Origin of the sequence: Bacteroides sp. 14(A), assembly GCF_000526555.1 — a bacterium.
Taxonomy (GTDB): Bacteria; Bacteroidota; Bacteroidia; order Bacteroidales; family Bacteroidaceae; genus Bacteroides; species Bacteroides cellulosilyticus.
Window position 1 is genome coordinate 882,003 of sequence record NZ_JAGH01000001.1, and the last position, 14,743, is coordinate 896,745.

Consider the following 14,743-nt stretch of genomic DNA (forward strand, 5'->3'; position numbering starts at 1 on the left):
GTAATATGAAAACATTATATAGAATAGCTTTAGCTGCAATCTTCACTATGGGTCTCACGGCTTGTGATGATTTTCTGGATAGTGAGCCGAAATCTTCTGTAGATCCGGATAAGTATTTTACGGAGGCTTCCCAGTTACAAGCCTATGCGGACGAGATATATCCACGTATTCTTCCGGGCAGTAATTATGGATATTACGGTACCGACGATCAGTATACTGACAATCAAATACCGGAGACTGCTCCCGACCGTTTCTTTGAAGGCCAGTGGAAGGTTCCGTATTCGGAAGGAAACTGGTCGTTTGAAACAATTTATAGATTGAATTTCTTCTTTTCGGAAGTGTTACCTCGCTTCGGAGAAGATTTAAGTGGTTCACAGAATACAATTTCGGGTGATTTGGTGAGTATCAAACATTATATCGGAGAGATGTATACCTTGCGTGCGCTCGAATATTTCAAACGCTATCAAAATTTCGGTGACTTTCCTATCATTACCGAACCTCTGCCGGATGATGAAACGGCATTGATTGAGGCCAGTAAGCGTATGCCACGTAACGAAGTTGCACGCTTCATCCTGTCAGATTTAGATAAGGCAGCTGTTCTGATGAATGGGAAAGATATGGTAACCACTCGGATTAACCGTGATCTGGCTCTTTTGATAAAATCTCGTGTAGCTCTTTATGAAGGTACATGGCTGAAATATTTTAAAGGTACTGCATTTGTTCCCAATGGAGAAGGCTGGCCGGGTAAATCAAAAGAATATAATGCCAACTATCAGTATCCGAGTGGAAGTATTGAAAATGAAATTAATTACTTTCTTGATGAGGCTATCTCTGCTTCGAAGGAAGTAGCTGAGAAGTATAAGAATTCGTTAACTGCTAATACAGGTACATTGCAACAAAATTCAGGAGATTCTGAGAACCCGTTTTATGAAATGTATGCAGTGGAAGACCTTTCTTCCTATCCTGAAGTTTTGCTTTGGAAGCAATATACGTATGGCGTATCTACACATGGGATATGTGTCGGTGCCAATCAGGGTAACTGGGCTTTAGGCATAACTCGTGCTTGCGTGCAGAATTTCCTGATGGCAGATGGTACGCCTGTTTATAAGAACGGTTCCTATTCCGATGGTAATGGAGTTTATAAAGGAGACAAAACAATAGCGGATGTTCGTGCCAACAGAGATTCCCGCTTATCTGTTTTCCTGAAAGAGCCGGGACAGAAAAATATTCTTGTTGATGGAACAAGCCCACTTAGTACTTTTTATCGTACTGAACCTTATCCGGGAATCACAGATGGTGCCAATCAGACACGTGCAACCACTGGTTATCTTTTGCGAAAAGGGGGTGCTTTCGATGTAAAGCACTATCAAGATGTGTGGGCTGGCTTTGTAGGGGTAGTGCTTTATCGTTCGGCAGAAGCATTATTGAATTATATGGAAGCCAGTTATGAAAAGAATGGGACATTGGATGGTACTGCACGTGAATATTGGCAGATTCTTCGTCGTCGCGCTCATGTCAGCGAAGATATTGATGCGACAATTATGGCTACTGATATGGCAAAAGAAGCGGAAAATGACTGGGGAGCTTATTCAGCAGGACGGCTTTTGACAGACAAAACATTGTATAATATCCGTCGCGAACGCCGTTCGGAATTCCTTTCAGAAGGTTTACGATATATGGATGTATGCCGTTGGAGAGCTATGGATCAGATGCTTTCAAACCCTTATATTCCCGAAGGTATGCACCTCTGGAATACACCGATGGAACAATGGTACAATGGTTTGGTGGCAGACGGTTCTGCAAATGCAACTGTATCACAGAAGTCGGATAGTGAGTATCTTCGTCCTTATCGTAGAACCAGTACTCAAAAGTGCTATGGAGGTTATAAGTGGAAAATGGCTCATTATTTGGAGCCGATAATGGCCAAACAATTTCTGATAACGGCTTCTGATGGAGTAACGATTGAAAGTTCTCCTATTTATCAAAATCCTTACTGGAAAACTGCTGCTGATACTCCTGCTGAACAATAAATAGGGATAGGTGAGATGAGTATTTTAGAAAGGTCACTTGCCTTTATGTAAGTGACCTTTTTAAAAGCTGTTTATGACTTTTAATAAGACGAAAATGCAAAAAGAATTCTTTAAAAGGGCTTTATCTGTGTTAGGTGTATTTATGGGCTCTTTATTCCCGGTTTTCGGACAATATATTACGGTGAATGTTGATGCTCCTTTTCCTATGGATCCGATAAAAGAGTTTATCTATCCCCAGAATGATTTTTCTATTTTAGAATATGGTGCTGTAGAAGGAGGAAAGGTCGATAATACCTTTGCCATAGCTAAAGCCATCGATGCCTGCCATAAAGCAGGTGGCGGCAGAGTCGTAATTCCCGAAGGAGAATGGTTGACCGGTCCTGTGCATTTGAAAAGTAATGTCAACTTATACTTATCGGAAAATGCTGTGTTATGTTTTACGGACCATCCATCTGATTATCTGCCTGCTGTAATGACTTCATGGGAGGGTATGGAATGTTATAATTACTCTCCGCTGGTCTATGCTATTGGTTGTGAGAATGTAGCGATTACCGGAAAAGGCATGCTGAAACCTAAAATGGATACTTGGAAAGTGTGGTTTGCACGTCCGGAAGCCCATTTGAATGCATTGAAAGAGCTCTATACGATGGCCTCTACGGATGTTCCCGTAGAGAAACGGCAAATGGCGGTGGGAGAAAACAATCTTCGTCCGCATCTGATACATTTCAACCGTTGCAGGAATGTATTGCTTGACGGATTTAAAATTAGGGAAAGCCCGTTTTGGACTATTCATATCTACATGTGTGATGGCGGTATTGCCCGGAATCTGGATGTGAAAGCCCACGGTCACAATAATGATGGAATCGATCTGGAAATGACCCGTAACTTCCTGGTAGAAGATTGTACTTTCGATCAGGGTGATGATGCGGTGGTTATCAAGGCAGGACGCAACCGGGATGCATGGCGACTGAATATACCAACTGAAAATATAGTGATCCGTAATTGTAACATTGTGGAAGGGCATACTTTACTGGGTATCGGTAGTGAAATATCAGGAGGCATTCGGAATGTGTATATGCATGATTGTAAGGTGCCGCAATCTGTCAGGCGACTTTTCTTTGTGAAAACCAACCACCGCCGGGGAGCATTTGTGGAAAATATTCACATGGAGAATATCAGGGCCGGCCATGTACAGCGGGTACTTGAGATAGATACGGATGTGCTTTACCAATGGAAAGACCTTGTGCCTACGTATGAAGAACGCATTACGCGCATTGATGGCATTTACATGAAAAATGTGGTGTGTACTTCGGCCGATGCCATCTATGAGTTGAAAGGAGATGCGAAGCTGCCGGCCAGAAATGTAGTGATTGAAGACGTGTATGTAAATGAAGTGAGAGGTTTTGTGAAAAAGATAGATAATACGGAAAATGTGACGGAAAGGAATGTGACTTATTCATTCTCCGAGAACTAAAGACGATAAAATTAATGGGTTTGTTAATCAACATTGATATGGTGAAATTAATATTGTTATTAGCTTTTTTTTGTGTAGGTTGTTCGGACGCCTTCAATGAAGGTTCTGAAAAGATTGTTTATAATGGTATCCCCTGGTTTGACGATCAAGGCAATATAGTCAATGCACATGGTGCCTGTATTGTGGAAGACGGCGGCAGATATTATCTTTTCGGGGAATATAAATCGGACAAAAGCAATGCCTTTCCGGGATTTAGTTGCTACTCTTCGGATGATTTGGTGAACTGGAAATTCGAAAGGATCGTGTTACCCGTACAATCTGACGGAATACTGGGGCCTGATCGTGTAGGTGAGCGCGTGAAGGTGATGAAATGCCCTTCTACCGGAGAGTATGTCATGTATATGCATGCCGATGATTTAGGTTATATGGACCCATATATAGGCTATGCTACCTGTAGCACGATCAATGGGGAATATAAATTGCAGGGACCGCTGCTCTATGAAGGTAAGCCTGTGAAACGTTGGGATATGGGAACCTTTCAGGATACGGATGGTAAGGGGTATCTGCTGATTCATCATGGACCTGTCTATCGTTTGAGTGACGATTATTGTTCGGTTGAGGCGGAAGCTGCTTATATAAAAGATTCGGGTGAATCGCCTGCCATGTTCAAGAAAAACGGCATGTATTATATGCTGTACTCTAATTTGACCAGTTGGGAGAAAAATGATAATTTCTATTTTACAGCACCGAATATTGAAGGCCCATGGACGAAGCAAGGACTATTTTGCCCCGAAGGAAAACTGACTTATAACTCACAAAGTACTTTTGTTTTTCCTTTGAAAAGAGGGAATGATACAATCCCGATGTTTATGGGTGACCGTTGGTCGTATCCTCATCAGGCCTCGGCCGCTACTTATGTGTGGATGCCTCTGCAAGTGGATGGAACGCATATTTCCATTCCGGAATATTGGCAATGCTGGGATATCAACCGGCTGAAACCTGTAGATGCATTACGCAAAGGAAAGCAGATTCCTGTTTCAAAGATGGAATTTACACCGGACTGGGAGCAAGACAACGGGCGGTTGCTATCGAATGTGAAGGGCAGTGTTCTGAGTATTCCTTTTAAAGGGACTCATACTGCGGTGATCGGGGAATCGAATCCTCATAGCGGATATGCAAGAGTGAGTTTGCTGGATGCAAAGAAGGATACGGTGTATGTTTCTTTAGTGGATTTTTATAGTAAATATCCTGAAAAGGCAATTCGCATCATGACTCCGGAGATGCCGGAAGATAATTATACTTTATTGATAGAAGTGACAGGCATTATGCCTGTGTGGACTGATAAAACAAAGGCTGTTTATGGAAGTGATAATAGTTTTGTGACTGTCGATAGTATTTATTATTTTTGAAAAGTCTAAAAAGAATAGAGAGCCAAATTATTAAAAGCCAGAACTATTACCATGAAGAACGAACTGATAAAAAGAATCGGGACTTTTGTTTGTCTGTTGATTGCAGTCAATTGTTTATCTGCCGGGAATTTTCCTGTGGAGATGCGTATTAATCCCTCTACCGGTGCCATTAGTGAACTGACCTTGAAGGGCGATAATCGTAGTATGAACTGGGTAGTGAAAACTGATGGGACTCAATACCCCTGGGTTAAGGATAACTATGGTTGGGGATTGGGATACTTTACGGTGGTTAAAGGAAGGGAAACTGTAAAGCGGGAATGGAGGATACCCGTGGAAATCAGTCCTGACGGAATGAAGGTTTTATATCGTGAAGGTGATATACGTATTCTGATAAAAAGAGAAATAAAACAGGGCGATTTGGTAGAAGAATATTCTTTTACCAATGAAGGGGAAGACCCCGTGTCTTTATATGATGTGGCTATCTACACTCCTTTCAATGATAATTATCCGGATGCACAACAATGCATTAATTCCCGTGCTCATACGCATATTTGGAAAGGTGGAAGTGCTGCCTATGTCAATGCTATCCGTATGGGAGATTTTACTCCCCATCTGGGACTGGTGGTGACGGACGGAGTTATCAGAAACTATGAAATCTGGGAGCGTGGACGTAAAAAGGCAAACTCACAGACAAGAGGTATCATTGCATTGGATCTACCGGATTTATTGTTGAAGCCGGGAGAAAGCTATTCACTGGAGTGGCATGTTTTTGCTCACAATGGGAATGATGATTTCCGCCGTAAGCTTCTGGAAAAAGGGAGTGTACTTGTATCTTGCAATAAATATGTGTTTGAGAAAGGAGAGAAAGCCCGTGTGGAATGTCGGAGTCTGGAACCTTTAGAAGCGTGTACCGCTAAAATGAATGGAGTACCTGTCCCTGTAAAGCAGGAAGGGAATCTTTGTTTCGTAGAAGTACCGATGGAACAGGCTGGTGAGGTACGTTTTGATTTCTATTACAATGGAAATAAGCAAACTCATGCAGACTGTCTGGTCATCAGCAATACGGCTGATTTAATCCGAAAACGTGTCGATTTTATTCGTACCCGTCAGCAGATGAACAATCCGTCTGATTTGCGTGATGGGGCTTATATGGTTTATGATAATGAAGGTGATAGCATTTATCTGAATGATACGCCAAACTGTAATCCGGTGGATCGCGATGAAGGAGCGGAACGTCTGGGCATGGGGGTATTACTGGCAAAACAGTATTTACTGACTAAAGACCCGGAATTAAAGCAATCTCTTTTGAGGTATGCTGATTTTGTACGTCGGAAACTGCAAACGGATAATTACGTAACCTATTCGAGTGTAGACCAGAAGAATCGCAACCGTGGGTATAATTATATGTGGGTGGCAGAATTCTATTTTCAGATGTATAAAGTGACTGGCGACAAACAATTTGTGACTGATGGCTATAAGACTCTGAAATCTATGTTCCAGCAGTTTGGTTATGGCTTTTATGCAATAGGTATTCCTGTTCGGTTGGGACTGCAAAGCCTGAAAGAAGCCGGAATGAAGAAAGAATACACGGATTTGCGGAACGATTTTATAAAGACAGGTGATGTGTTTGTAAAGAATGGTTTGAATTACCCTGCGCATGAGGTAAATTATGAGCAAAGCATTGTAGCTCCTGCCATTCAGTTCCTTGCACAGCTCTATCTGGAGACAGGCAGTCAGAAATATCTGGATGAAGTGAAACGGCAAATGCCTGTACTGGAAGCATTCAATGGTTTCCAACCCAGCTACCATCTGAATGAAGTTGCGATTCGTCATTGGGATGGGCATTGGTTTGGCAAACGTGAACTGTTTGGCGATACTTTTCCCCATTATTGGAGTACGATAACCGGTGCGGTGTATTATTACTATGCGTTATGTACCGGTGATAGCTCTTATCAGAAGCGTGCGGAAAATGTAGTGAGGAATAATCTCTGTCTTTTCTTCGAAGATGGGAAGGCGTCTTGTGCTTATATGTATCCCTATAAGATTGACGGTGTGAAGGCGGAATTTTACGATCCTTATGCGAATGATCAGGACTGGGCGTTAGTCTATTATCTGTTGGTCAATAAGGGATTATAGAAAAATTGTACTTCTTTATGTACGATAATACATCTAATTGTACGTAGCTCCATACGCCGTATCTATGAACTTACTTATTTTTACTGAAAATTTCTTAGCATGAAAAATCTGAAAATAAGACTACTGTTTGCACTCTGTGCGATATTGCTCTTTTCAGCCTTTATAACGGAAAAGAAAAACGTTATCACCATCTTTATGATAGGCGATTCTACCATGGCTAACAAAAGCCTGGAGAAAGGTAACCTGGAACGTGGTTGGGGACAGATGCTTCCTTGTTTTCTGACGGAGGATGTCGCAGTGGACAATCATGCCATGAATGGACGGAGTTCATTGAGTTTCATCAATGAAGGGCGTTGGGATGCGGTGCTTGCCAAATTGAAAAAGGGAGATTATGTGTTTATTCAGTTCGGACATAATGATGAGAAAGCTTCCGAAAAATTGCATACCGATCCGGGAACTACCTTCGATGATAACCTGCGTCGTTTCGTAAGAGAAACCCGCGAAAAGGGAGCTTATCCTGTACTGTTTAATTCCATTGTACGGAGAAACTTTCCTCCCGAAGGGATGACGGAATCTAAAGGAAGTTATGAAGTGGAAGGAAATGTGCTTGTGGATACGCATGGAGAGTATTTGAATTCTCCCCGCCGGGTAGCTGAAGAAATGGACGTACCTTTTGTCGATCTGAATAAACTGACGCATGATCTGGTGGTAGGTATGGGCGTAGAAAAATCAAAAAGCCTCTTTATGTGGGTACCTGCGGGGATTTATGATTTTTGTCCGAAAGGAAAAATAGACAATACACATCTGAATATTTATGGCGGAAAGGTAGTGGCTGGCATTGCTATGGAAGCTGTTGCTAAGGTTGTTCCGGCACTGAAACCTTATGTCCGGCACTATGATCCTGAAGTGTATGTGGCCGATTATAAGGATAATAAGAAATGTGCTATCAGCTATACTTACGATGACGGTCTAGAAGAACACTATACGCTTGTTTTCCCGGAAATGGAAAAAGTAGGTTTCAAGGGTACTTTCTGGATATGGGGAAAAGGGATAGGGAATGTGGCGGAACAGCAAGGTAAGCCACGTATGACTTGGGTACAAATGAAGGAAATGGCCTGTAAAGGGCATGAAATATCCAGTCACAGTTGGTCGCATGCCAATCTGAAAAATATGAGTCTGAAAGAAGTGCAAGTGGAAGTTGACCGGAATGATAGTATTCTTCAGGCAGAAATAGGTGAAAGACCGCTGACTTTCTGTTATCCGTTTAATTCTTATAATGAAGATGTGTTGCGGATTGCTTCAAAAGATAGAATAGGTACACGTACGAAGCAATATGCTATAGGTGGTGAAAAATCAAAATCAACAGTTGAGTCACTGGATAAATGGGTGAAGGAACTTATCATTGCAGGCGACTGGGGAGTCACGATGATTCATGGTATTTCGGTGGGTTATGATGCTTTTACTTCTCCGGATATATTGTGGGAACATTTCAAACGGGTGAAGGCACAGGAAGATGATATATGGGTGGGCACTTTCCGTGAAGTGGCTGCCTACGTTAAGGAACGGAATAATATCCAACTAGATGTGACGAAGAAAAAATCCCATTGGATGGTCAGCCCACGTTTGGCATTGAATCAGGAGTTATTTGGCGAACCTTTGACAATGGTGGTTGATAAGAAAGGAAAGAGTGGAGTAAAAGTTTTGCAGAATGGGAAAGAACTGTCTGTCCGGGAGCAGGACGATAAAATGATATTTGATTTTAACCCTTATGGAGGAAGCATTAAAATCAGTTTTTGAAGAAATGTATAGAATATAGCTTTGAAAAATAAATTGAAATATATGAAGAAGGGATTTATAGGTTTAGTTTTTCTTTGGGTGACACAGATTTGTTGTGCACAGTTTAGTCTGCGTTCCGACCAACCGATTAAGTTGGCTTGTGATAATGCGGAAGAGAAGGTAGTGCAAACCGCATTGAAACTATTCATACGTGATTATCAATCGGTGTTTTCTGCATCTGCCGCCGTAGATATCCGGCAAGGGAATATCATAGTAGGTACGGTTGGAAAAAGCCCGTTGCTGAAAGCTGTGAGTGCGGACGTAAGTGCTTTGACAGGCAAGAAACATGCTTTCCTTTTGCAGGTTCTGCCGGATGGAAAATTGCTGGTGGCAGGTAGTGATTCGCATGGTACAGCTTATGGTATCATGGAATTATCCCGTCTGATAGGTGTATCTCCCTGGGAATGGTGGGCGGATGTAACACCGGAGAAGAAGACTTCTTTTGTGCTGTCGGCAGAGTATCAGACATTGCAATCTCCTTCCGTGGAATATCGGGGTATATTTATCAATGACGAAGACTGGGGATTGATGCCTTGGAGTAGTCAGACGTATGAACCGTCGGATATAAAAGGACATATCGGTCCGAAGACGAATGCACGTATCTTTGAATTGTTGCTGCGTTTACGTGCCAATACCTATTGGCCTGCGATGCACGAATGTACTTTGCCTTTCTTCCTGACGGAAGGAAACAGGAAAGTTGCGGAAGAATATGGTATTTTTATTGGTTCATCGCATTGTGAACCGATGGTATGTAGCGCTGCCGGTGAGTGGCGCCGTCGCGGTCAGGGTGATTATGACTATGTGAATAATAGTGCGTCTGTTTATAAATTCTGGGAAGACCGGGTGAAAGAGGTTGCTCAACAAGGTAATATCTATACTTTGGGTATGCGTGGTGTGCACGACGGACAGATGCAGGGAGCCAAAACCGTAGCTGAACAGAAAGCTGTATTGGAACGTGTGCTTAAAGACCAGCGCGGACTCTTGCAGAAGTATGTCAATAAAGATGTTACAACTATTCCGCAAGCATTTATTCCTTATAAAGAGGTGTTGGATATTTATAATGCCGGCTTACAGGTGCCTGATGATGTAACGTTGATCTGGTGTGATGATAATTACGGGTATATCCGTCACTTCCCGACAGCGGAAGAGCGTGCCCGTAAGGGAGGCAACGGTATCTATTACCATGTATCTTACTGGGGCCGTCCTCACGATTATCTTTGGTTGGGAACTCTCAGCCCTTATCTGCTTCATCAACAAATGAAGTTGGCTTACGACCGTGGCATCCAGAAGATGTGGGTGTTGAATGTGGGTGATATCAAACCTGCGGAATATCAGATAGAGCTTTTCCTGGATATGGCGTGGAACATCGATGAAGTGAACGAAATAGGAGTCACTGCCCATCTGAAATCTTGGTTGGAGCGGGAATTTGGAAGTAATTGTGCCGAGGAACTGTTGCCTGCCATGGAAGCACATTACCAGCTATCCTACATCCGTAAGCCCGAATTTATGGGAAATACGCGTGAAGAAGAGCGCGATCCGAAATACAAGGTGATTAAAGACCTGCCTTGGAGCGAGCAGACCATTAGTGAGCGTCTGAGATCTTATACCGTTTTGTCCGATGTTGTCGAGAGAATAGAGAGTTACATCCCGGCGGACAGGCAGGATGCTTACTTCCAGCTTGTGAAATATCCGGTGCAGGCCGCTGCACAAATGAACCGGAAAATTCTGACTGCCCAGCTTGCCCGTCACTCTAAGGTTGACTGGAAACAAAGTGATGCTGCCTTTGACAGCATTGCATCCTTGACGCAACAATATAATTCATTGCAGAATGGCAAATGGAACCGTATGATGGATTTTCAACCCCGTAAGTTGCCGGTATTCAAGCGTGTAGAGCATACTACCGCTACCGAATCTATGGTGACAGACCGGAAAATTCTCTGCAAATGGAATGCTATGGAATGTACGTATGGGAAACCTGTTCCGTGCGAGGGCTTGGGATATGAAAGAAAAGCGGCGGGTATCCGTAAAGGTTCTTCTCTGACCTTCGCTTTTGATGATTATGGAAAAGATTCTGTTGAAGTTGAGATCAGGCTATTGCCAAGTCATCCACTGGATGAGAAACAGCTTCGTTTCGCTATCTCCGTAGATGAGGCCGTTCCGCAAACGGTATCTTATGAGACGAAAGGACGCAGCGAAGAATGGAAAGAGAATGTATTGCGTAACCAGGCTATTCGGAAAGTGACTTTACCGATTAATAAACAGGCTTCTCATAAGTTGGTTATTACGGCTTTGGATGAAGGAGTGGTGCTGGATCAGGTGATACTCTATTAAGATCTCACCACAGAGTAACACAGAGTCCCACGGAGTTCATTCATTTGATTTTAAATCAATAGAACTCTGTGGGACTCTGTGTTACTCTGTGGTGAGTCAGATTAGTATTTGAAGTTTTCCCCCTTCACATAAATCTTGAAATCTTTAATGCCACCCGGTACTTCGCTTTCCATTCGGGGTAAGCATTGGAAACCAGTCACGGCATGACTGGCGCCCAGATCGATTACAATCGTATGCGGATAAGGACTACCTTTCTCTGTGCTCCAATAGGTGGATTCCTGAAGGTCGAAAGTCTTGTCGGCAGAGCGGTTGACGTGAGCTACGTCTTCGCTGTCGGAATACTTCACAGTCCAAGGCTCGCGGGACAGACGGCTACCATCCTTGTCCAAGAAATACATTTCGGCAATACAAGCCAGGTCTTTTCCATCCTGTGAGTTTAATGCTTCAATGCAAACATAGCGTCCGGTAACAGGTTTGTTGAATTTAACTTCCTGCCAGCCGTTACCCGGTTTGAAACTTCCCGTGAATACAGGTTTTTCACCTGACAAGTTCAGGTTTTCGCCTTCATTGCGATGTGTCAAGGGTTTCTGTACAAGCAGCTGGTCAAGGAGCGGTTCACTTAAACCTTCGGACTTAGCTTCTTTAGGGCCTACGATATCGAAAACTACGATTTCATTCTCACCTTTCTTCAACCAGCATCCCGGTACATAAAGAGTCTGCTGAGGACCGATCTCCCAGATACGACCTAATGCATAACCGTTCACATAAACCAGTCCTTTGCCCCATGTTTCGAAGTTCAGGAAAGTATCACTCGGTTTCTTCACCTGGAATTTAGCACGGTAAACACCCGGAATACGTTGTCCGAGACGATCTGTCAATGACTCTATCGGCTGGAACTTCATGCCCTGATAGAATTCATAGGTATCTTCAATGTTGAAAACTTCCCAGTTCTTCAGGTCGCAAACGAAAGGATATCCGTTGATGTCCATAGAAAGTTCTACGTTTTTCGTGATTCCTTTGAAGTCTTTGATGGCACGTCCGAAGTTGATACGACCCATGGCTTCTACCAGAATATCAAGTCTGGAACCTTTGACGCAGGCGGGGAGTACCAATTGCTTTTCACCGTTTCTTCTGTCGAGTTTACCGATGTATTTCCCGTCTACGAATACCTGTGCATAGTCGTGCGCATCGTTCACTGTGAGGGTAGCGGGCGATTTCAATTCAGGCAGGGTAGTGCGGTAGAGGATGCTTCCGAAGCCCTGGTTGTATTCTTCCATGGTGCGGATGTTTTCATCCTTCTTTGCTGCGGGCAGGTTCTCGAACAATGGTGCCATTTCTGTGAATCTGAAAGCAGGGATGCTGATAGGTTTGATCAGTGCAGGTACTTTCGCCTGTTTCTCACCATCCATGTATTTCGCCATGGCTTCTCTCAACGCCCAATACTTAGGAGTTGTCTGACCGGATTCACTGATAGGTGCATCATAATCGTAAGACGTCACATCGGGTGCAAAGCCGGGAGAGTTGGCGCCTGCCCAGTGTCCCCAGTTCGTACCTCCATGTGTCATATACAGGCTGAATGAAATGCCTCTCGATAACATATCGTCGATACCTTTGATCATATCAGCAGCAGGACGGGTTTCGTGGTTGGCGCCCCATTTGTCGAACCAACCACTCCAGAATTCAGAACACATCAGCGGGCTGTTAGGACGAAGTTGTTTCAGTTTGGCAAATTGCTGGTCGACGTTGGCACCTGTACCGAAGTTCATGGTCCAGATCAGATCATCGAGTCCGTTCAAGGTGAAGTTAGAGGCCCAGTCGCATTGGAACAAGGCGATGTCATTTCCGAAGTTGGCGCGTACGATGTCTCTGATTTGGGATACATAACCCTTATCTTCTCCGTAAGATCCATATTCGTTTTCTACCTGTACCATGATGATGGGACCGCCATTGGCAATTGTCAGGTCTTTCACTTGCTTGGCTACGGCTTCTTCGAACAAAGCTACACGCTCAATGAAGTAGGGATCGGATTCGCGCAGACGTACATCCTTTTTCTTAAGCAGCCACCATGGCAGACCACCCATTTCCCACTCGGCGCAAACATATGGTCCGGGGCGAAGGATGACATACATATCATTTTGCTGGCACAGACGGCAGAACTCGGCTAGGTCGTTTTGCTCCGTAAAGTCATATACGCCGGGTTGCGGTTCGTGAGAGTTCCAGAATACATAGAGGCAAACGGTATTCATACCCAGTGCTTTGCACAACTTGATGCGTTGGTCCCAATATGGTTTCGGGATGCGTGGGTAGTGCAGTTCGGCGGCTTTAACCACAAATGGTTTGCCATTCAGCAGGAAAGTTCCTTTGCCGGCTTCAAAACGACCTTGGTCGGCAAAGCTGTCGAAGTTCCATTTGTCACGCCAGGGAATGGTGATTTTATCACCTTCGAAGGAGAATGGAAGCCATACATAACGTGAGTTTTCCAGGTCTTTCTTATTCCAGCGGTCGAACATGGCAATGTACATGTCTTTCTTGCCCATAACTTTCTGCACGTAAGTGCTTTGAGCATAGAATGTCTTGTCGGCATCTGTTCCGGTACAAGGGTTACCGATTGTTTTCCATTCACCCATAATGGAGTCTGCTACTGCCAGTTCAGCCTGATTGGGATCCCAACCGGTACAGCCGGAAGAGAGCATGTAGTATTTTCCGTTACGCTTGAAGACGGCGGGAGCTTCGCGGCTTTCCTTGACAAAGTTACGGGTATAGCGTCCGCTCGGTCTTTGATAATCGTCAGTCAATTCGCTGATGTACAGCGTTGCATTGTTTTCTGACGAATAAAAGTGGTAGGCACGGCCATCATCGTCTACGAATACGGTTTGGTCGCGGCTCATGGCACCGTTGGGGCGGAAACTGCCCAGATAGGTGAATTCTCCGGTAGGGGAGTCACTGATGGCTACTCCGGCGCATGCCTTGCTGTAGTCGGCACTTTCCACGTGTGCCCACATCACGAATTTCTTGGTTTTTGGGTTATAAATCACCTTCGGACGTTCCAGTACCTTGCTGGTGTGCAGGTCGTGGCCTTGGTCGTCCTTCACTGCGGGAAGCACGATGCCTTCGAACTTCCAGTTCAGCAGGTCTTTGGATGAATAGCAGCTCACGCCGGTTACATCCGTGCGGTAACACTCCCATGTGGCCCATTCGGGCAGGATGGTTTTACCTTTTTTGTACTCACCGTACCAGTAGTACGTTCCTTCATGGTAGAGGATACCGCCGCCATGTGCATTGATGGGGTTACCGTCGGTGTCGTTCCATACTTCACCCGGCACGATGGCATTGTTGGTGGTTACTTGTTTTTGGGCTTGCGCTGTAGCAGCTCCAAACAAACAGGCAACAACTAATGTCATACTCCAGAAAATGTTTCTCATGATTTGAATGGTTTATTGTTAGTTTACGAATTAATTTCTGTTGCAAAGATAAGAACGACTTATCATTTAATGTTCCACAAATAATTCAATATAGGTAGACAGATG

At 44.0% G+C, this 14,743-nt stretch carries 7 protein-coding genes; 6 read left to right on the forward strand and 1 reads right to left on the reverse strand.

All coding sequences use genetic code 11. The features are described from left to right. Positions 1-5 precede the first annotated feature (5 nt). From K429_RS0102995 to K429_RS0103020, 6 genes are all read left to right on the forward strand, one after another. Positions 6-2,030 carry a RagB/SusD family nutrient uptake outer membrane protein gene (locus K429_RS0102995; protein WP_025726004.1) on the forward strand — a complete coding sequence of 675 codons (2,025 nt, stop codon included), beginning with the start codon at positions 6-8 and terminating at the stop codon, positions 2,028-2,030. A gap of 142 nt (positions 2,031-2,172) precedes the next feature. Beyond that, the gene (locus K429_RS0103000) at positions 2,173-3,504 is read left to right on the forward strand and encodes a glycoside hydrolase family 28 protein (protein ID WP_155923384.1); all 1,332 of its coding nucleotides are present in this window, start codon (positions 2,173-2,175) and stop codon (positions 3,502-3,504) included. A 38-nt stretch (positions 3,505-3,542) separates the two neighbouring features. Continuing rightward, positions 3,543-4,913 carry a family 43 glycosylhydrolase gene (locus K429_RS0103005; RefSeq protein ID WP_025726006.1) on the forward strand — a complete coding sequence of 457 codons (1,371 nt, stop codon included), beginning with the start codon at positions 3,543-3,545 and terminating at the stop codon, positions 4,911-4,913. A gap of 51 nt (positions 4,914-4,964) precedes the next feature. Beyond that, positions 4,965-7,049: a six-hairpin glycosidase gene (locus K429_RS0103010; protein ID WP_025726007.1), complete on the forward strand. Its 2,085-nt coding sequence runs from the start codon at positions 4,965-4,967 to the stop codon at positions 7,047-7,049. A gap of 99 nt (positions 7,050-7,148) precedes the next feature. After that, positions 7,149-8,846 (forward strand): polysaccharide deacetylase family protein, encoded by a 1,698-nt coding sequence (locus tag K429_RS0103015; RefSeq protein WP_081750823.1) that lies wholly within the window; start codon positions 7,149-7,151, stop codon positions 8,844-8,846. Positions 8,847-8,888: 42 nt separating this feature from the next. Continuing rightward, positions 8,889-11,216 (forward strand): glycosyl hydrolase 115 family protein, encoded by a 2,328-nt coding sequence (locus K429_RS0103020; protein WP_044096321.1) that lies wholly within the window; start codon positions 8,889-8,891, stop codon positions 11,214-11,216. Positions 11,217-11,317: 101 nt separating this feature from the next. On the opposite strand, the gene K429_RS0103025 is transcribed toward K429_RS0103020, so the two are convergent. Then, positions 11,318-14,638, reverse strand: a complete 3,321-nt coding sequence (locus K429_RS0103025) for a beta-galactosidase (protein WP_044096323.1) — start codon at positions 14,636-14,638, stop codon at positions 11,318-11,320. Positions 14,639-14,743: the final 105 nt, after the last annotated feature.